Source organism: Halalkalibacter kiskunsagensis (assembly GCF_037027555.1).
Taxonomy (GTDB): Bacteria; Bacillota; Bacilli; order Bacillales; family Bacillaceae_D; genus Halalkalibacter; species Halalkalibacter kiskunsagensis.
This window is the reverse complement of record NZ_JAXBLX010000006.1, coordinates 17,808-37,557: the sequence shown is the minus strand read 5'-3', so window position 1 is coordinate 37,557 and position 19,750 is coordinate 17,808. Positions and strand designations below refer to the sequence as shown.

Below are 19,750 nucleotides of genomic sequence, written 5' to 3'. Positions count from 1 at the left end.
CCCCACGTCACTTCGCTGTTACCAAGTAAATAAGCGCTGATAAATGCTAGGATTTCAATAAATAAAATCAATCGCTGTTATTTTAGAGAAATCGCTCGATAATTTTCTAATTTCGTTGTTATTCGGAGAGAAATTGCAATCGTCTTCTTCGTTCCACAAGCTTTACATACAAAGGAACGAAAAGTGACCGTGTTTATTTTCTCATTGAAGACTAACCATTTATTTCCCGGGACAGAATTCGACAAAACTTACCGAAAAAAAGAACGCCCAAACTTAGGCGTTCTTCTCACTTACATGCAGCTGGTAACTAGGAACTTCAAGCAAAAGAGCTCGCTTCAACTTTTCCATTGTTTCTTTCTTATTTTCTTCATCCATTCCTGCTGGAGGAGTCACATTGACAAAAGCATGACTGCCAGCAATTACGACCACACCTGCATTCATCCCATATTCATCTTCAATAATATGGCGAATCAGCTCTTGGTCATTTCCTAGATGTCTACGTTCTCTATTGAGCGTTTTAAAGCTTGTCCCAGTATTTATTTCACCCATATGATCAAAGGTTGGTTTCTGGCGGTACAGGCTCCCATAGTTAATGGGACCTGGTCCGAGCAAGCCATATGCAACTGAACCCTTCTCATGTGATTGGACTGTCTTTCCTTGCGCCTTTGGTGGCTCTGGATCACTGCAACCTGCGACAAGGAAAAGGCCGACCGCAACACAACTTAACCATTTTTTGTTCATGACAGAACACCTCCATGCTACCGAAATGGCTGCATGATTAGTATGTCCGAACAGTGGCGGCATTTTGCTGTTAGATTTGACCAGACTTCACTGCAAGCTCAGGTAACGCTTGTGGTTTATTCGGCACTTCATGACAATGACGACAACGCGGTTCGTATGATTCTGATGCACCAACAAGAATAACTGGATCATGATAAGAAGCTGGATTGCCATCAATTAAACGTTGCGTTCTGCTCGCAGGTGATCCACAACATGGACAAACAGCTTGTAGCTTAGTTACTTCTTCAGCTAATGCCATTAGTCGCTGAATTGGACCGAATGGCTCGCCACGAAAATCTTGATCAAGTCCAGCACATATGACTCGAACTCCATTGCATGCGAGCTGATCAACGACTGCAAGTATGTCTTCATCAAAAAATTGCACCTCATCAATTGCAACAACTTGCGTATCTTCTTTTATGTTTTCTAAAATGTCTAAAGATGTTGCTACTGGCATTGCGAGTACTTTCGTCCCGTTATGTGAGACCACTTCTTCTTCACTATACCGATTATCCAATTCTGGCTTAAACACTTGGACACGTAGCTTTCCAAAACTGACCCGACGAACTCGACGAATGAGTTCCTCTGATTTCCCTGAAAACATACTCCCGCAAATTACTTCAATCCAGCCTTCTTGTTTCATAATGTGCATCTATAAACCCCACCTTACAACTTAAATGTATACCTTTATTTTTATGGCCTAATGCCCGTAACTGTTCATATTTCTATAAAAAAACAAGTAACTATCCGTAGTATGTGCAAAAAAAACAGGCAAGAGCTGTGCGCTTGCCTGTTCGTCTATCCAATTTTACTGCATGTTGTATTTCTTCTTGAACTTGTCAACACGTCCACCAATATCAGTAAGCTTTTGCTTACCAGTGTAGAACGGGTGAGAATCCGAGCTGATTTCAACTTTTAGAAGTGGGTATGTGTTTCCATCTTCCCATTCAACTGTTTCAGCTGATCCTTTAGTAGAACCAGATAGAAACTTAAAACCAGTGCTTGTATCCAAAAATACCACTTTTTGGTAATTAGGGTGAATTCCTTGTTTCATTACTTTCATCTCCTTTTGCCCTGAATCTCTTCGAAACAGAGTTATCTAAATCACACATGTCGAAATTATAACAAGTTGACCATTAAAAATCAACTCAATTTTATATAGAAAAACTTGGCTTCTGCCAGTCCACTTCCAAAAAAGGACTTATACTAGTGTCAAACGACGCTTATGAACGCTTCCCTCTACGCTTCATTTCTTCTTCCATCGCTTCAAAGAAATCAACATTTGTCTTTGTTTCCTTGACACGCTTAATAAATTGATCAACAAATTCCGGTGAGTCTGTCATCGTTTTACGAATCGCCCATAATTTATCAAGCTGACTTTTTGGCAACAGAAGTTCTTCTTTTCGTGTTCCTGAACGACGAATATCGATTGATGGGAAAATACGACGTTCTGCCAATTTGCGATCAAGATGCAGTTCCATGTTTCCTGTTCCTTTAAATTCCTCGTAGATGACGTCATCCATTCGTGATCCTGTTTCCACAAGCGCAGTCGCTAAGATCGTTAAGCTTCCGCCTTCTTCAATGTTACGTGCTGCTCCAAAGAAACGTTTCGGACGATGAAAAGCTGCTGGGTCAATACCACCAGATAAAGTACGTCCACTTGGCGGGATGACAAGGTTATATGCTCTTGCTAAACGAGTAATACTATCCATAAGTATGACGACATCTTTTTTATGTTCCACAAGTCTCATGGCACGCTCAAGAACGAGCTCTGCTACTTTAATATGATTTTCTGGAACTTCATCAAACGTTGAGCTTACAACTTCAGCTTTGACAGAACGTTCAATATCGGTTACTTCTTCAGGACGCTCATCAATTAAAAGAACAATTAATTCCACATCTGGGTGATTTTCTGCAATGCTATTTGCAACTTCCTTCATTAGCGATGTTTTTCCGGCTTTTGGAGGAGCGACGATCAATCCACGTTGACCAAAACCAACTGGGGAAATCATATCAATGATACGAGAAGAAACGCGGCCTGGTGCCGTTTCGAGTTCAATTTTTTGCTCTGGATAAAGCGGTGTTAAGGCTGGAAAATAAGGACGATCTCGTGATGTTTCTGGCGCATCACCATTTACAGCTTCTACATGCAATAACCCGTGGTAACGCTCGTTTTCCTTTGGCGGTCTTACTTTACCAGAAACTTTGTCTCCATTTCGCAAATCAAATCGACGAATTTGCGAAGCAGAAATGTAAATATCTTCAGAACTGGGCATGTAATTAATCGGTCTTAAAAATCCGAAGCCCTCTGTCTGAATAATTTCAAGTACGCCTTCCATAAACATTAGGCCGTCTTGCTCTGCTTGTCCTTTTAGGATAGCAAAAATCAATTCTTTTTTTGTTAATTTACTGTAATAGGATACTTTGTACTCCTTAGCAAGTCCATAAAGCTCTTTAAGCTTCATACTCTCTAACTCTGAAATATTTACTCCCATTTATAACACCACACTTCTATAGTTAATAGATCGTTTCACACGTACTTCTCGTGTGAAATCGGATTAATTTTTGTCATAAGTCAATAGGAAACATACAATGTTATGCATCCTCACTATTCTAGTAATCTTAAACTTTAAACTTTAAGGAATATTATTCATAAAGTGTAAAGGAAGAGTCGAGGGTTCTTGGAGATTTAAGCGGTGATAAGTCCAATATCAAAAACGAACATATATACTATTTTAACCATAATGTAGGCAAATATTCAACTAAAACATTTTATAAGGGCTTTCAAAGTTTTTGCACCCAAAGAAAGCTGGAATTACTTTCATCCAGCTTTCTCTGGGTGAGGTTAACGAATAACTAAATCTGGTTTCTTTTTCATGCTATGCTTTCCGTCGACAAAGCGAACAGTTCCTGACTTCGCGCGCATAACAAGTGATTGTGTTGTCGCTTGGGAACCATGATAACGGACACCTTTAAGGAGCTCGCCATCCGTTACACCTGTTGCTGCAAAGATACAATCATCACCTGACACAAGATCATCCATAGTAAGCATCTTGTTCACATCTTGGATACCCATTTTTAAACAACGCTTTAATTCCTCATCGTTAGCCGGTAAAAGTTTCCCTTGTAGCTCCCCGCCTAAACATTTCAACCCAACAGCAGCGATCACTCCTTCTGGTGCACCACCAGAACCTAGCATAATATCAACACCCGTATCTCCGAAAGCGGTGTTGATCGCAGCGGCAACGTCTCCGTCTGAAAGCAATTTAATTCTAGCACCGGTTTTACGGATATCTTCAATCAGCTTTGCATGACGCTCACGGTATAAAATCGAGACGACAAGATCTTCAATGTCTTTATTTTTTGCTTTTGCAACTGCCTTTAAGTTATCAAGTACTGGAGCATCGATGTCAACTTTGCCGACAGCTTCTGGTCCAACCGCTATTTTATCCATATACATATCTGGAGCGTGCAGAAGGTTTCCATGGTCAGCTATTGCGAGGACCGCTAGCGCATTCCATTGTCCAGAGGCAACGATGTTTGTTCCTTCGAGTGGGTCAACCGCGACATCCACTCTTGAGCCATAACCGTTTCCTAGCTTTTCTCCAATGTAGAGCATCGGAGCTTCGTCCATTTCCCCTTCGCCAATGACAACGGTTCCTTTCATCGGAATCGTATCAAATACATCACGCATTGCCTCAGTTGCCGCACGGTCTGCTTCGTCTTTATTGCCTCGTCCCATCCAACGTCCTGTGGCAAGTGCAGCTGCTTCTGTTACACGAACCAATTCCATCGATAAGCTTCTTTCCATTCTGCTCCCCCCAGTACTGTATTTAATTTTTGAGTTAATGCAAAAAGGGCAAGTGTGTTGCAATTGCTTCTTAGTTAGAACAAAAAGGGCAAGTTCGGCCCTTTTGCTCAGCGGAAAGCGGCAATGGCTCCGCACGTTGCGCGCGTTTAGGAGAAACCCACTCCTAAACGCTTAAAACATAGCAGCGGCTTCGCTCATTGCTTCGAGTTAGAACAAAAAGGGCAAGTTCGGCCCTTTTTGTTCTAACTCTCTAGCTCTTCACTTGGTCCAACTCTTCTTCTGTCATTTTTTCACGCCATATCTTCGCGCCGAGGCCTATTAGTTTTTCTTCTAGGTTGGCGTATCCGCGGTCGATGTGTTCGAGGCCTGAGACTTCTGTAATCCCTTCGGCTAACAGACCGGCCACAATGAGGGCAGCTCCTGCTCGTAAGTCACTTGCTCGGACTTTTGCACCTTGTAGCTTTGTTTTGCCGTTAATGATCGCAGAACGGCCTTCTACTTTGACGTTTGCTCCCATGCGTCTTAGCTCATCGATATGCTTAAACCTAGCATTGTAAATCGTATCTGTAACAATACTCGTACCTTCTGCTTGAGTTAAGAGACTCGTAAATGGTTGTTGTAAATCTGTTGGAAAACCAGGGTACACAAGTGTTTTAATGTCTACGCCTTTTTTCTCCTGATTGTTATGTATTAACAATTTGTCATCAGATTCTTCAATATGAACGCCCATTTCACGAAGTTTCGCGATTAGTGATTCGACATGGTATGGGATAATGTTGTCAATGACAACTTTTTGACCCATCGCAGCAGCAATGATCATATACGTACCGGCTTCAATCCGGTCAGGAATAATCGAGTGTCTGCATCCTGAGAGGGAGTCGACACCATCGATCCGAATGACATTCGTTCCTGCCCCTTTGATTTTGGCACCCATACTTGTTAACAATGTAGCGACATCAATAATTTCCGGTTCTTTAGCCGCGTTTTCTATAATCGTTTGTCCTTTTGCTCTTACAGCAGCAAGCATAATATTGATCGTTGCGCCCACACTAACAACATCAAGATAAATTCTAGCACCACGTAATTCATCCGCACGCAAGTAAATCGCACCTTGTTCATTGGTGACTCTTGCACCTAACGCTTCAAAACCTTTTATATGTTGATCAATTGGTCTAGGTCCTAAATTACAACCACCCGGAAGACCTATGACTGCTTTTTTAAACTTCCCAAGCATGGCTCCCATTAAATAATAAGATGCACGTAGCTTCTTTACTCGACCGTTTGGAAGCGGCATTGCAATCATTGCTTCTGGGTTTACTGTTATTTCATGTTTCCCAAGTTCAACTTCTCCACCAATTTCTTGCAGTAGTTCGGCAAGTAAATGAACATCTGAAATCTCTGGTAGATTATCAATCGTGACATGCGAATCAGCTAAAATAGCAGCTGGAATTAAAGCAACTGCACTATTTTTAGCTCCACTAATTTGTACTGTACCTTCTAGCGGATAACCGCCTTTAATCATTAATTTATCCATAACCGCATCCCTTCCATTGGTGCATTTCAGTAAGGCACACAAATAACTCTCTAATTCCCATTATAACCATATCAACGAAAATGTAACGAGTTTTTCTTTGTCTGATTGTAACGGATTTAAGAAGAAAATGCCATACAAAGGAAAGTACTTGAGCGCAGTATGTTTAATGGGAATATGCAGTTGCTTTAATACATTACGTGCCGTCTAGAATACCCATTCTAACTGGCTTAAAGCCATGATGGCGCTTTTGTCGTTTGCTTCTATGTAGATCAAAAAAGGGCTAAATTCGCCCTTTTTGATCTAGTTCTTTTATCGGTTATTCCAGTCAGCTAAAAACTTCTCAATGCCTTGATCTGTTAGTGGGTGCTTTGTTAATTGTTGAATTACATTAAAAGGAATCGTCGCGATATGAGCTCCTCTACGCGCAGCTTCTGTTACGTGTACTGGGTGACGAACAGATGCTGCAATAATTTCTGTTGGAATTTCATGAATGGCAAAGATCTCAGCGATTTCATTAATTAATTCCAAGCCATTTTGACCAATATCATCCAATCTACCTAGGAATGGAGACACATATGTTGCGCCTGCTCTTGCTGCTAGCAATGCTTGAACACCTGAGAAGACAAGTGTTACATTTGTTGTAATTCCAAGTTCTGAAAGCGCATGAACCGCTTTTAATCCTTCAGTTGTCATCGGAACTTTTACTGTAATATTTGGAGCGATTGCAGCTAATTCTTTTCCTTCTTTAATCATTCCTTCAGCGTCAAGAGCAATCACTTCTGCACTAACAGATTTATCTGTTACAACGTTTGTAATTTCACGCAGGCGATCATGAAAATCAACGCCTTCTTTTGCAACAAGTGATGGGTTTGTTGTTACACCGGCTAAAACGCCTAATGCTTTTGCTTCTTTAATTTGTTCTATGTTTGCTGTATCGATAAAGAATTTCATTTCTCTCATCTCCCTAATTTCTCGCCCGTCGAAGCGTTTACAATTTAGTATATTCAGAATTGGATGTTCAAAAAAAAATAAGACTGTGGATTTACTGTTTGTTTCAAAAAAGGACAATGGCTTTGCACGCTGCGTGACAGCCAGAAGAAATCCACTTCCAACTGCCTTACAGCGGCTTTAGCTCATTGCAGTCTAAGATTATTCAAAAAGGATATAACCAACCCTTTTTGAATAACCTTTCAATTATGCTTTATTTGAAGAACCAAATTCACGCATCTTGCCGATAACTGTTTCTTTAATTGCTTCACGAGCAGGTCCTAAATATTTACGAGGATCATATTCGTTTGGCTTTGCAGCAAGTGTTTCGCGAACTGCTTTAGCAGAAGAGATTTGGCTTTCTGTATTTACATTGATTTTAGCATGTCCAAATGCAATTGCTTTTTGAACATCGCCAGTTGGGATACCAGTACCACCATGTAATACAAGTGGAATTCCAACTAGTTCGTCAATTTCCTTCATACGGTCAAAACCAAGATTTGGTTCACCTTTATAAGGACCATGTACAGAACCAAGTGCTGGAGCAAAGCAGTCTACACCCGTTGCTTCAACTAGTTCTTTACACTCAGATGGAATTGCATAAGCTGCATCAGCATCATCAACAATTAGATCATCTTCTTGTCCACCGATACGACCAAGCTCAGCTTCAACTGATACGCCAAGAGCGTGTGCAACAGCAACAACTTGTTTTGTGATTGCGATGTTTTCTTCTAATGGATGGTGAGAGCCATCAATCATAACCGAAGTAAAGCCGGCATAAATCGCTTCTACACACTTTTCAAAACTTGAACCATGGTCAAGGTGAATCGCAACAGGAACTGTTACATTGTACTCTTCCATAAGGTTCTCTACAATCGCTACAATTGTTTTGAAACCACCCATGTAACGAGCAGCTCCTTCAGAAACACCTAAAATAACAGGTGACTTTTCCTCTTGTGCTGCTTGTAAAATAGCTTGCGTGAACTCAAGGTTATTTAAGTTGAATTGACCAACTGCATAACCTTCTGCCTTTGCTTTGTTAAGCATGTCTTTCATTGATACTAAAGGCATTATACATCCTCCTTCATAGTAAGAGCGAATCTACAGATATCGTACGAAAATCGCGCGTATCTATTTAACAAGTTTCCCTAAGAAATGAGCAAATATCCAATTTGCCTATGTATACAGACCCTTGCCAAATAAAGCTATATCTATAAAAAGCTCTATTATTGAACGAGTTCATTATAGCATATATCCCCTAAATTACACGTGTTTCTGACACGATTCTCAAAGTTTTTAACAAGTAAGCGTTTTAATTTTGCAATTGTCAATTTTTTATGACACTGCTAGACTATTTTTGATCACTTCTCTAATGTCATCGATATCAAATGGCTTCGCAAAATGCGTAATTGCTCCTAAGCTCATTGCTTCATTAATTAAATTCAATTCGCCATAAGCCGTCATCATAATTACTTCAACTTGCGGATTATCTTCTTTAATTCGTTTTAATATTTCAAGTCCATCCATTCCTGGAATTTTCATATCAAGCAATACAAGATCTGGATTTTCCTGATCTACTATTTTTAAAGCTTGAACTCCATTTGCAGCTTCATGCATTTTGTACCCGTCTTTCTGAAGAATCTCACAAAGTAATACACGAATTCCATATTGATCATCAACAACTAAAATTTTCTTCATAGTAAGGTCAACCCTCTCATTTTTGGTGTTTATGAATCATTCCCATAGAATAAACGACACACACTTTTCGCACAACAAGAGTAATTCGGCATTTCCTAAGAAAATCCTTCACTATTTTTACATAATCGTTGGAAAGTGTCCGACAATGCTGTCTAAGACTGTCGATTGAATTGGCCGTTATGCTTTTTCTTCCGCTCGTTTCTACGTTATAATGCTCTTACTTAGTATGTCTTAGAGAGGAATGTTTCATTTGCAAAAGATCTTCACGACTCAACTTATGGGACTAATGAATAATACACTCGATGAATTTTTAATGGAAGATGCAGCACGACTTTTCAGTCAAGCGCTCGTTGGCGAGGGCTCTGTCTATGTATACGGCAAAGAAGAAATGGCTGCTGTGACCGCAGAGGCGCTTTATGGAAAAGAAAAATTGGCTAACGTAAAACCATTATTTGTGAATGGGAAAATGGCCGAACTTTATCCTGCTGATCGAGTTCTGCTGCTTTCAAGAGAATCAAGTGATGATGAGATGTTAGCCGTTGCTAAAAAGATTGCAGAGCAGTCAATCCCAATTGTCGCACTAACATCAACTCACATAGAAGGCAAACAATGGACAGATTACGTTGACATTCATCTCGCCCTTGCTGTTACGAACAGCCTAGTTCCAACAGACGAAGGTGACCGAATTGGCTATCCTGCTTCTCTGTTAGCTCTTTATACGTATTTTTGCTTATTCTTGCTTATTTCTGAGATCGTATCCGAGTATGACTGACCTTCAACTATTATTGTCTAATCTTCAAAAAGCAAAAACGCGACGTGGCGTTTTTGCTTTTTTTACAGATGACCCTTCGTCTTTTTCTTTATTGTTAGAAACAATCGCGTTATCCAAAGGACAATGATCGATACGATGTAGTTCCCTAGAAAGATATAGACATTTAACAACTCATTCCGTAATTGGAGAATATTCATTTTTTCATTGATTTGAAATAAGTTCAATTGCTTATGAATCTCGACCCAGGCAAGTCCAACCACTGCACTAACAGCTAATGACCACAAATAGAAATTTCTCCCCCGGTCTGTACAATACTGATACAACAACATATAAATAACAGGCAAAATTGCTGCATTTACTGTTAATGAAAAAGGAAATTGAGAGAGAACCATATACGGATGATCGACATAACCATACCTGACCAAAAAGGAATCATTGTAGGTGAAAATAACATGCATTGTGTATCCATAAAATAGAATTTCAAAAAAGCGTTCCCTGTTTATGTAACGATACAAAACGACTAGAGGAATAATGATCCAAGCCAAATGATACCAAAATTGCCATGTTGATAGATCCGAATACTGTACCCAATACTCGTCAGTCATCTCATTCACTTTTGTTTGCAATTTATTAATGTTTTCAATAACCTCTTGTTGCTTCATCAGATCTCCCCTTTATATCAACACCTTCCATATCCATATTTTAGGTCTTTTAAATAATAATTATTCAGATCGTTTGAAACTTTTGTCCACACAAGCTAAAGCACACCAAATCAATATGATTTGGTGTGCTAATTTGAGACGAAGCAAACAGCGCTTCTTCTTTTTTATTTTTTTAATGACGCTCCGATAAACTCTTTAAATAGAGGTTGTGGACGCGTTGGTCTTGAGCTGAATTCTGGGTGGAACTGAGATGCGATGAAGTATGGGTGATCTTTCAGTTCGATAATCTCAACCAATCTTCCGTCCGGGCTTGTCCCAGAGAAAATGAATCCTGCTTTTTCCATTTGATCACGGTACTCATTATTGAACTCATAACGATGACGGTGACGCTCATAGACGATTTGCTCACTATACGTACCAGCAGCAAGTGTTCCGTCAATTAGCTTACAAGGGAATAAGCCAAGACGAAGTGTCCCTCCCATGTCTTCCACGTCTTTTTGTTCAGGTAATAAGTCAATGATCGGATATGGTGTTTCTGGATTTAACTCAGCTGAGTGCGCCCCGTCCAATCCAAGGATGTTACGTGCGTACTCAATGGAAGCAAGCTGCATACCTAAGCAAATACCTAAGAATGGTACTTTGTTCTCACGCGCATAGCGAATCGCTGAAATTTTTCCTTCGACCCCGCGGTCACCGAATCCACCTGGTACTAAAATCCCATCGGCTTTGCTAAGCAATTCAGCAACATTTTCATCATTCACTTGTTCTGCATCAATCCACTGAATATCAATGTCAGCATCGAATGCATAACCGGCATGGCGAAGCGCTTCTGCAACAGATAAATATGCATCTTGCAGGGAGACGTATTTCCCAACAAGCGCAATCGATACTTTTTCCGATAAGTTTTGAACTTTATTAACAAGAGCCGTCCACTCGGTCATTTCTGCTTCTTTGCATTCAAGCTTTAAATGTTTGCAGACAATTTTATCGAAATGTTGAGCTTGTAAGTCTAGAGGTACTTGATACAATGTATCCGCATCGCGTGCTTCAATAACCGCATTTTTGTCGATGTCACAGAATAGAGCAATCTTTTCCTTCATCTCTTGAGGAACAGGCTTTTCTGTACGAACGACAATCACATTTGGTTGAATCCCAAGACTACGTAGCTCTTTTACGCTATGTTGCGTTGGTTTTGATTTCATTTCACCAGCAGCAGCTAGGTATGGAATTAATGTACAGTGAACATACATCACATTATCAAAGCCAACATCACTTTTGATTTGACGAATCGCTTCTAAAAACGGCAAACTTTCAATATCCCCGACCGTTCCACCAATTTCAGTAATCACAACATCTGCACTTGTCTCACGTCCAGCTCTAAAGACACGCTCTTTGATTTCATTTGTCACATGTGGAATCACTTGAACCGTCCCACCTAAATAGTCACCGCGACGTTCTTTCTTTAACACAGTTGAGTACACTCTTCCTGTTGTCACGTTGCTATTTTGACTAAGGTTAATATCGATGAAACGCTCATAATGCCCTAAGTCTAAGTCCGTTTCCGCACCATCTTCAGTAACGAACACTTCTCCGTGCTGGTAAGGACTCATCGTTCCAGGGTCAACGTTGATATACGGGTCAAACTTTTGAATCGTTACTTTTAATCCACGATTTTTTAATAAACGTCCAAGAGATGCTGCTGTAATTCCTTTTCCAAGTGATGACACAACGCCACCTGTTACAAAAATATACTTAGTTGTCGCCATTTTTTCGTCTCCCTTGCTTGTGTGTAATATAAATAAAAATTAAAAAAGGGTGGTACAATGCCTCGCGCCAGCTAGCACACGTCTATCTAGAACCTACTCAAAATACGCTCTAAAATAACAACTGCGGCTTTGCTTATTGTTTTAAAAAAAGATTCTTTTCCTTAGGGTATGCCATATAAAAATAAAAAAACAAAAGTGACAGCTCTCCCTAAAAAGGGGGCGCACTTTTGTTTTTGTTTTAGATAATCACGAATTGATTTTCAAAGCCCTAAATGATTCTACCCATATTAAAGAAAGAAGTCAAGAGGATAACATCCAAAGAATCGACATTATTCATCATTTGAAAATTCCTACTTTAAATCTTCGTCTTCCTCATCAAGATCTTCGTCTTCATCGTCCTCATCGTCAATACCAGCAATTTCTTCTTTGTCATCAAAGTCATCATCATCTTCATCTTCATCTTCATCACTTGCAATTTCATCTAGCTCGTCTTCAAGATCTTCGTACTCATCTTCATAATCTTCAAAGCCGTCATCAAGTGCCACGACATCATCTACGTCAGCAGATTTTGCTTTTTTGCGTGCTTTTACAGGCGTTGTAATTTCTTCTTCTGCTTGCTCTAATGGATACCAGCTCTTTAAACCCCAACGGTTGTCTCCTAGTGAATGGAAGCGACCGTCGATGTTCATATCTGTATAGAGATTGGCAATTCTTTCGTTCACTTCTGCTTTAGCCATTCCTTTTATTTCTGCCACTCGCTTAACGAGGTCATAGTAGTCATATGGATTGCGTTCCTCTTTCATAACTTCAAACGCGATTTCAACCATTGACAGTTCTTGTAATTCTGCTTTATCCATCTCTTGTAATTTCATTAAAAGCACGTCCTTTCAGTCAATCTTCTATCTATTTGTCCAATCGTTGTTGGTCATTCAAATCTGTTCAAAAAGGTGCTCTCGTTCTGAACGTTATCATCCTTTTCAAGCATACTTTTCATTATAAACATATTTCAGGTGTTTATGCTAGTTCATGGAAGAAGAAAATTAAGCAACAGATTGTGGGTTCTGCCTTTCTTTTAACTCTTTCTCATTTTATAGTGGTGAATTGAGGTTCTGGTCCCGTTGAAAGATCTGCTGATAGGCTACAGAAAAAGGCTAAACCAGAAGATACTGAACAGGTTCATTCTAGAAGCGGCAATGGCTTCGCACGTTGCGCGCCTTCTATGAGAAACCCACTCATAGAAGGCTTAAAAGAAGGCAACGGCTGCGCTCATTGCTTCGAGGGCACTGAAAAAGGTAAAAATCGACCTTTTTCAGTGCCCTCTTTTACATATTGCGTCGATACTGTCCGCCTACTTCATAAAGAGCTGCTGTTATTTGACCGAGGCTTGCCACATGGACTGTTTCCATCAGTTCACTAAAGACATTTCCTCCTGTAATTGCCACTTCCTGTAATCGTGCTAGCGCAAGTCTGGCTTCTTGTTCATGACATTGCTGGAATGTGCGTAAGTTTGCGATTTGTTGTTCTTTTTCTTCTTTTGTTGCTCGCGCCAACTCCATTTCAAACTTTGAATCTTCCTCTTGATTCGGATTCATATACGTATTTACGCCAATAATTGGAAGTGCGCCTGTATGTTTTTTCATTTCATAATACATCGATTCCTCTTGGATTTTGCTGCGTTGATACTGCGTTTCCATGGCTCCAAGTACACCACCACGATCATTGATTTGCTCGAGTTCCTTTAATACCGCTTCTTCGACAAGATTTGTTAACTCTTCGATAATAAATGAGCCTTGCAACGAATTTTCATTTTTAGCGAGTCCGAGTTCCTTCGAAATAATCATTTGAATCGCCATCGCTCTGCGAACTGACTGCTCTGTCGGTGTCGTAATCGCTTCATCATAGGCATTTGTATGAAGCGAATTGCAGTTATCATAGATCGCCATCAGTGCTTGAAGTGTCGTTCGTATGTCATTGAAATCAATTTCCTGTGCATGAAGCGAACGGCCAGATGTTTGAATATGATATTTTAATTTTTGGCTTCGTTCATTCGCTTTGTATTTTTCTTTCATCACCGTTGACCAAATTCGTCTCGCCACTCGCCCAATTACTGTATATTCTGGGTCAAGTCCGTTGCTGAAGAAAAAGGACAAATTCGGAGCAAATTGATCGATCTTCATCCCGCGACTTAAATAATACTCGACATACGTAAATCCATTTGCGAGTGTAAACGCTAACTGCGAAATTGGATTGGCACCAGCCTCGGCAATGTGATAGCCAGAAATCGAGACCGAATAATAATTTTGGACGTTGTGATCAATAAAATATTGCTGAATGTCGCCCATCATTCGTAGTGCAAACTCCGTTGAAAAAATGCATGTATTTTGCCCTTGGTCTTCTTTTAAAATATCAGCCTGAACGGTACCTCTCACTGCCTGCAGTGTCTTCTGCTTTATCATCTCTCGCTCACTATGAGAAGGCTTGTGCCCGTGTTCCTGTTCAAAACGATATAGTTGCTGATCGATTGCTGTATTCATAAACATTGCTAACAGAATCGGAGCGGGACCATTGATTGTCATCGACACCGAAGTTAGCGGCGCACATAAATCAAAGCCAGCATAAAGCTTTTTCATATCATCAAGCGTACAAATGCTGACCCCGCTCTCGCCGACTTTTCCGTAAATATCCGGACGATAATCTGGATCTTCTCCATATAACGTGACGGAATCAAACGCCGTACTTAAACGTTTTGCCTCATCGTCCTTTGATAAATAATGAAAACGTCGATTCGTCCGCTCCGGTGTTCCCTCGCCCGCAAATTGCCGTTTCGGATCCTCGCCTTTTCGTTTGAACGGAAACACCCCTGCTGTAAATGGAAAGCTACCTGGGACATTCTCTTCCATCGACCATGTAACGATATCGCCCCAATCATTAAATTTCGGGAGCGCGACTTTCGGAATTTTTAATCCGGATAAACTTTCGCTCGAAAGTTCAGTCACGATTTCTTTGTCGCGAATTTTTGTAACGAGTGTATCTTGTTTGTATGCTGCTTTTAACTCATTCCAGCTATCTAAGATTTTTTTTGAACTTGGGTGTAGCTGCTTTTCATAATGCTGTTTCAATTCGTTTAACTGATTAGCTGTCTCTTCATTGCCCGGGACATGCTCATTCACTGCTTCCATCGCACCAGTTAGTTGGAATAGTTTGCGAGCGACTTGCGCTTGCTCCTCGGTCGTTTGTTTATAGGTACGAATCGTTTGGACGATGTCTCGTAAGTATTGCGTTTGTTCAGGCGGGATGATGATGTTTTGTTTAATAACTTCCTTGCTCGTTTCAATCATTGTTTCCCATTTTTTTTGACATTTTTCTGCGATTAACTCAATGATTGCTGCAAACAACGTGTTCGTCCCAAGGTCATTAAATTGACTCGCAATCGTTCCATAAACCGGCATCGCCTCAAGTGGTTCGTCAAACCGGTTGTGACTACGCTGGTATTGCTTGCGGACATGTCGAAGTGCGTCTTCTGAACCTTTTCGGTCAAACTTATTAATCGCAATTAGATCAGCGAAGTCGATCATATCAATTTTTTCAAGCTGAGACGGCGCTCCGTACTCACTCGTCATTACGTACAAGGACAGATCCGCAACGTGTGCAATTTCCGCATCGCCTTGCCCGATTCCACTCGTTTCGATAATAATCAAATCATAGCCTGCCGCTTTTACAACTGCTAACGCCTCATAAATGCTAGCGGACATTTCCGTTTTTGACCCCCGTGTTGCGAGACTTCGCATAAAGACCCGCGGATGAAAAATCGCATTCATCCGGATTCGATCACCAAGAAGTGCTCCACCTGTTTTTTGCTTCGTCGGATCAATCGAAAGAATCGCAACGGTCTTCTCATCAAATTCATACAGGAACCTCCGCACGAGCTCATCGGTTAACGAGCTTTTCCCCGCACCGCCCGTTCCGGTTATTCCAAGTACCGGTGAGTTCGTTGACAGCTTTTTGATTTCTGTTAATGTGTTCTCTAACATGGGCACTGCTTCGTTTTTGGCCTCTGCAAGATGCTCTGCCACAGTAATGCAGCGAGCCACCGCTCGACTGTTTTTTTCTTTTATCTGTTTAATGTCATCTTTTAATTGATCAACCGTTGCAAAATCACAGTCTCTCATCATTTGATCAATCATTCCTTGAAGTCCGTGCTCGCGACCATCTTCAGGCGAAAAAATTCGTGCAATGCCGTACTGATGAAGTTCGTTAATTTCAGGGGGCGTAATCACACCTCCCCCTCCCCCGTAAATGCGGATATGACCGGCCCCTTTTTCTTGCAAAAGGTCATAGCAATATTTAAAAAATTCAACATGTCCACCTTGATAAGAGGAAATTGCAATGCCTTGGACATCCTCTTGAATGGAAGCGTTTACAATTTCTTCAACAGAGCGATTGTGCCCAAGGTGAATCACCTCAGCACCACTCGCCTGCAAAATCCGTCTCATAATGTTAATCGATGCATCGTGACCATCAAACAAACTCGAAGCGGTCACAAAGCGAACATGATGAGTCGGACGGTAGATTGCCTTTTCTGTCATGCTTCTTTCCTCCTTTTACAATTCGACATCCTCCTTGCTACGGATGACGAACTCCTTGAAGCAGCTGCTCGATTTGTAAATTCGTATACTCTTCTAAACTATAATGCTTCTGAATCGCCCATCTTCTAAACGTCCACATATGGCCTTGAACTAAAATATTATGAGCAACTAAATGAATTTGACTTTCCTCGATATGAATGACATTTTCTTTTAAACAATCCCGAATGACGTTCTCAATCATTTCTGTCATTTCTACTTCTTTTTGAAGCACGTATGAAAGAGCCTCTTTCGGAAGAGATTTCGCCTCTTGATACATAACAAGCACTTCATCTTGCATATCATGAATGACTTGAAAATAAGCAGAAATCGCCTTTTTCAGTCTCGCAATTCCTTCAGTATTCGTATCTAATTGATAAGCAAGCCGATCTCTTACTTCCTCATAAATCGCATCACAAACAAGGTACAGCACATCTTCCTTCGACCGAATATATTCATAGAGCGTTCCGATGCTAAATCCCGACTCCTTGGCAATTTCTCTCGTCGTTGTACGGTGGAAACCCTTTTCAATAAATAAGCGGACAGCTCCCTTTACCATTTGCTCGCGACGCTTTTTAATTAACTCCGGGTCCTTGACCAATGATGGAACGGATTTCTTCAATTCTGCCAACCTACTTCCTCTAACTTTTGCTTATAGCATACTAGACTTTGAGAAAATGTACCACATGAAAATAAGAATAATCAGTCAGCTTTATCATGACGTCGCCATAATCAGGTGAGGGACCGAGGTGACACCGGTGGTCTTGCTCGGTTTTCCGACGACTCCTCCCCCTTTTCCAGGTCTCACTCTGCCAACAGCATCTTCGAAATGACCAGTCTCTGAATCTCATTCGTGCCCTCATAAATTTGGGTAATCTTCGCATCGCGCATATAGCGCTCGACTGGGTATTCCTTTGTATAGCCATAGCCGCCGAATACTTGAACCGCTTCGACTGTGACCTCCATTGCCGTGTCGCCAGCAAAGAGCTTTGACATTGCTGATTCCTTCCCGTAGGAAAGTCCTTCGCTTTCCTTCCAGGCTGCTTGATAGGTGAGCAAGCGGCTTGCTTCGATTTTCGTTGCCATATCTGCTAATTTAAAGGCGATTCCTTGCTTTGTACCGATCGCTTTCCCAAACTGTTTGCGTGCTTTCGCATAACCCGTCGCAGCATCCAACGCTCCTTGAGCAATTCCAACCGCTTGTGCGGCAATGCCATTGCGTCCTCCATCAAGTGTCATCATTGCAATTTTGAACCCTTCTCCTTCTACGCCTAGTCGATTTTCTTTCGGTACACGGCAATCCTCAAAGATAATCTCTGTTGTAGGAGATGAGCGAATTCCTAGTTTTTGCTCCTTTTTGCCGAGAGAAAATCCTGGAGTATCACTATCTACGATAAACGCGGTAACCCCTTTATGACGCAGACTTGGGTCTGTGACTGCAAACACGACGTAAATATCGGCGATTCCGCCATTTGTAATAAAAATTTTCGCACCATTTAAGACGTAATGGTCCCCGTCTAACACAGCGGACGTTTTCATTGCTGCAGCATCCGATCCTGATCCTGGTTCGGTTAACCCATACGCACCGATTTTCGTTCCTTCTGCCAAGGCACGCAGATATGTTTGCTTTTGTGCTTCGCTCCCAAATTTATAAATCGGCCAACCGGCAAGAGAGGTGTGCGCCGATAGTGTAACTCCGGTAGAGGCACATACGCGTGACAATTCTTCTACAGCTATGACATAGCTCATATAATCAGCACCAATCCCACCGTACTCTTCTGGCCACGGAATGCCCGTTAAGCCAAGTCCGGCCATCTTGTCAAAAATGACGCGGTCAAAGCGTTCCTCTTCATCACGTTCGGCTGCTGTTGGTGCGACTTCGTTCATCGCAAAATCTCGCACCATTTTTCGAATCATCTCTTGCTCTTCCGTTAATAAAAAGTTCATCGTGTCTCCCCCCTATGCCAGCTCTAACCTAATAACTGTTTGCTAATGACCATTCGTTGAATTTCACTTGTTCCCTCATAAATCTCACACACTTTCGCATCACGGAAATAACGCTCAACCGGATAGTCAGTCGTATAGCCATACCCTCCAAATACTTGAATCGCTTCTATTGCAACCTCCACAGCGATTTTCGATGCATACAGCTTTGCCATCGACGCTTCGTGACCACAACGCATCCCGTTGTCTTTTAAGTTAGCAGCTCGGTACGTTAAAAGTTTCGCCGCCTCGACTTTTGTTGCCATGTCTGCAAGTTTAAACGCAACCCCTTGATGGGTACCGATCGCTTTGCCAAACTGTTTCCTTCCTTTTGCATATGCGACAGCAGCTTCAAAGGCTGCCTCAGCAATGCCTAACGCCTGTGCAGCAATGCCAATTCTGCCAAAATCCAAGTTCGCCATCGCAATTTTAAAACCGTCACCTTCTTTGCCGAGGAGATTTTCCTTTGGCACGAGTGCGTCTTCAAAAATAAGCTCGGTTGTATTTGAGCCATGTAAGCCCATTTTCTTTTCTTTTTTTCCAATTTGAAAGCCGGGTGTATCCTTCTCAACGATAAATGCAGAAATCCCTTTCGCACCTGTTCCAGGAGCTGTCGACGCAAAGACAATATACGTATCTGCCTCTCCTCCGTTTGTTATAAACACTTTCGATCCTGTTAGTTTATAATGATCACCGACTTTACTTGCAGTTGTTTTTAAAGCAGCGGCATCTGATCCGGCACCAGGTTCCGTTAAACCAAATGCTCCTAAAAACGTGCCAGTCGCTAATTTGTTCACATACTTCTCTTTTTGTTTATCTGTTCCAAAATAAAGAATCGGATTTGTGCCAACAGATGTGTGGACGGATAAAATTACCCCGACGGTTGCACTGACCTTTGATAGCTCATGAATTGCAATAATGTAGGAGGTGAAATCCATCTCTGCACCGCCATACACCTCTGGAATCGGAATGCCCATCAAGCCAAGCTCACTCATTTTTTTAATAATCTCACGCGGAAACGTCTCATGTTGCTCCATTTGCGGAATAAAAGGAGTAATCTGCTCTTTCGCAAACTCCCTCACCATTTTTTGCATCATGATTTGCTCATTGGTAAATCGCAAGTTCATCACTTGCA

General features: G+C 41.3%; 17 protein-coding genes. 1 reads left to right on the top strand and 16 read right to left on the bottom strand.

From position 1 onward, the window contains the following. Window positions 1-273 precede the first annotated feature (273 nt). The 9 genes from SLH51_RS04840 to SLH51_RS04800 all read right to left on the bottom strand — a co-directional run bounded on the left by SLH51_RS04840 (window position 274) and on the right by SLH51_RS04800 (window position 8,810). Window positions 274-741, bottom strand: a complete 468-nt coding sequence (locus SLH51_RS04840; protein WP_335959543.1) for a hypothetical protein — start codon at window positions 739-741, stop codon at window positions 274-276. A 70-nt stretch (window positions 742-811) separates the two neighbouring features. Then, entirely contained in the window at window positions 812-1,432 is a 621-nt protein-coding gene (locus tag SLH51_RS04835; RefSeq protein WP_335959542.1) for a thymidine kinase, read from the bottom strand. Window positions 1,433-1,588: 156 nt separating this feature from the next. Beyond that, window positions 1,589-1,834: a type B 50S ribosomal protein L31 gene (locus SLH51_RS04830; RefSeq protein ID WP_335959541.1), complete on the bottom strand. Its 246-nt coding sequence runs from the start codon at window positions 1,832-1,834 to the stop codon at window positions 1,589-1,591. Window positions 1,835-2,003: 169 nt separating this feature from the next. Then, entirely contained in the window at window positions 2,004-3,275 is a 1,272-nt protein-coding gene (gene rho, locus SLH51_RS04825) for a transcription termination factor Rho (protein WP_335959540.1), read from the bottom strand. A 350-nt stretch (window positions 3,276-3,625) separates the two neighbouring features. Further along, entirely contained in the window at window positions 3,626-4,591 is a 966-nt protein-coding gene (gene glpX, locus SLH51_RS04820; protein ID WP_335959538.1) for a class II fructose-bisphosphatase, read from the bottom strand. A gap of 250 nt (window positions 4,592-4,841) precedes the next feature. Further along, window positions 4,842-6,125, bottom strand: a complete 1,284-nt coding sequence (locus tag SLH51_RS04815; RefSeq protein ID WP_335959537.1) for a UDP-N-acetylglucosamine 1-carboxyvinyltransferase — start codon at window positions 6,123-6,125, stop codon at window positions 4,842-4,844. Between the two features lie 309 nt (window positions 6,126-6,434). Beyond that, window positions 6,435-7,076, bottom strand: a complete 642-nt coding sequence (fsa, locus tag SLH51_RS04810; RefSeq protein ID WP_335959535.1) for a fructose-6-phosphate aldolase — start codon at window positions 7,074-7,076, stop codon at window positions 6,435-6,437. A 243-nt stretch (window positions 7,077-7,319) separates the two neighbouring features. Continuing rightward, complete coding sequence (gene fba / locus SLH51_RS04805; protein ID WP_335959534.1) at window positions 7,320-8,183, bottom strand: class II fructose-1,6-bisphosphate aldolase; 864 nt, start codon at window positions 8,181-8,183, stop codon at window positions 7,320-7,322. Between the two features lie 264 nt (window positions 8,184-8,447). Then, complete coding sequence (locus SLH51_RS04800; RefSeq protein WP_335959533.1) at window positions 8,448-8,810, bottom strand: response regulator; 363 nt, start codon at window positions 8,808-8,810, stop codon at window positions 8,448-8,450. Window positions 8,811-9,060: 250 nt separating this feature from the next. Between SLH51_RS04800 and SLH51_RS04795 the strand changes: the two genes are divergently transcribed. Continuing rightward, window positions 9,061-9,582 (top strand): DUF2529 family protein, encoded by a 522-nt coding sequence (locus SLH51_RS04795; RefSeq protein ID WP_335959532.1) that lies wholly within the window; start codon window positions 9,061-9,063, stop codon window positions 9,580-9,582. Window positions 9,583-9,644: 62 nt separating this feature from the next. Here the strand turns inward: SLH51_RS04795 and SLH51_RS04790 are convergent, their stop codons facing one another. The 7 genes from SLH51_RS04790 to SLH51_RS04760 form a co-directional block, all read right to left on the bottom strand. Next, window positions 9,645-10,244 (bottom strand): hypothetical protein, encoded by a 600-nt coding sequence (locus SLH51_RS04790; protein WP_335959530.1) that lies wholly within the window; start codon window positions 10,242-10,244, stop codon window positions 9,645-9,647. Window positions 10,245-10,408: 164 nt separating this feature from the next. Continuing rightward, window positions 10,409-12,010 carry a CTP synthase gene (locus tag SLH51_RS04785; RefSeq protein ID WP_335959528.1) on the bottom strand — a complete coding sequence of 534 codons (1,602 nt, stop codon included), beginning with the start codon at window positions 12,008-12,010 and terminating at the stop codon, window positions 10,409-10,411. 350 nt (window positions 12,011-12,360) lie between these two features. Further along, complete coding sequence (rpoE, locus tag SLH51_RS04780; RefSeq protein WP_335959526.1) at window positions 12,361-12,882, bottom strand: DNA-directed RNA polymerase subunit delta; 522 nt, start codon at window positions 12,880-12,882, stop codon at window positions 12,361-12,363. Between the two features lie 450 nt (window positions 12,883-13,332). Next, window positions 13,333-16,596, bottom strand: coding sequence for a fused isobutyryl-CoA mutase/GTPase IcmF (gene icmF, locus SLH51_RS04775; protein WP_335959524.1), 3,264 nt, complete (start codon window positions 16,594-16,596; stop codon window positions 13,333-13,335). Between the two features lie 37 nt (window positions 16,597-16,633). Further along, window positions 16,634-17,191 carry a TetR/AcrR family transcriptional regulator gene (locus SLH51_RS04770; RefSeq protein ID WP_335959715.1) on the bottom strand — a complete coding sequence of 186 codons (558 nt, stop codon included), beginning with the start codon at window positions 17,189-17,191 and terminating at the stop codon, window positions 16,634-16,636. 245 nt (window positions 17,192-17,436) lie between these two features. Next, the gene (locus SLH51_RS04765) at window positions 17,437-18,579 is read right to left on the bottom strand and encodes an acyl-CoA dehydrogenase (RefSeq protein WP_335959522.1); all 1,143 of its coding nucleotides are present in this window, start codon (window positions 18,577-18,579) and stop codon (window positions 17,437-17,439) included. A gap of 23 nt (window positions 18,580-18,602) precedes the next feature. Beyond that, window positions 18,603-19,742, bottom strand: coding sequence for an acyl-CoA dehydrogenase (locus SLH51_RS04760; RefSeq protein ID WP_335959520.1), 1,140 nt, complete (start codon window positions 19,740-19,742; stop codon window positions 18,603-18,605). Window positions 19,743-19,750: the final 8 nt, after the last annotated feature.

Coding starts and splice junctions, on each gene's coding strand:
- SLH51_RS04840 (WP_335959543.1), bottom strand. CDS start 741: ATGAACAAAAAATGGTTAAGTTGTGTTGCGGTCGGCCTTTTCCTTGTC.
- SLH51_RS04835 (WP_335959542.1), bottom strand. CDS start 1,432: ATGCACATTATGAAACAAGAAGGCTGGATTGAAGTAATTTGCGGGAGT.
- SLH51_RS04830 (WP_335959541.1), bottom strand. CDS start 1,834: ATGAAACAAGGAATTCACCCTAATTACCAAAAAGTGGTATTTTTGGAT.
- rho (WP_335959540.1), bottom strand. CDS start 3,275: ATGGGAGTAAATATTTCAGAGTTAGAGAGTATGAAGCTTAAAGAGCTT.
- glpX (WP_335959538.1), bottom strand. CDS start 4,591: ATGGAAAGAAGCTTATCGATGGAATTGGTTCGTGTAACAGAAGCAGCT.
- SLH51_RS04815 (WP_335959537.1), bottom strand. CDS start 6,125: ATGGATAAATTAATGATTAAAGGCGGTTATCCGCTAGAAGGTACAGTA.
- fsa (WP_335959535.1), bottom strand. CDS start 7,076: ATGAAATTCTTTATCGATACAGCAAACATAGAACAAATTAAAGAAGCA.
- fba (WP_335959534.1), bottom strand. CDS start 8,183: ATGCCTTTAGTATCAATGAAAGACATGCTTAACAAAGCAAAGGCAGAA.
- SLH51_RS04800 (WP_335959533.1), bottom strand. CDS start 8,810: ATGAAGAAAATTTTAGTTGTTGATGATCAATATGGAATTCGTGTATTA.
- SLH51_RS04790 (WP_335959530.1), bottom strand. CDS start 10,244: ATGAAGCAACAAGAGGTTATTGAAAACATTAATAAATTGCAAACAAAA.
- SLH51_RS04785 (WP_335959528.1), bottom strand. CDS start 12,010: ATGGCGACAACTAAGTATATTTTTGTAACAGGTGGCGTTGTGTCATCA.
- rpoE (WP_335959526.1), bottom strand. CDS start 12,882: ATGAAATTACAAGAGATGGATAAAGCAGAATTACAAGAACTGTCAATG.
- icmF (WP_335959524.1), bottom strand. CDS start 16,596: ATGACAGAAAAGGCAATCTACCGTCCGACTCATCATGTTCGCTTTGTG.
- SLH51_RS04770 (WP_335959715.1), bottom strand. CDS start 17,191: ATGGTAAAGGGAGCTGTCCGCTTATTTATTGAAAAGGGTTTCCACCGT.
- SLH51_RS04765 (WP_335959522.1), bottom strand. CDS start 18,579: ATGAACTTTTTATTAACGGAAGAGCAAGAGATGATTCGAAAAATGGTG.
- SLH51_RS04760 (WP_335959520.1), bottom strand. CDS start 19,742: ATGAACTTGCGATTTACCAATGAGCAAATCATGATGCAAAAAATGGTG.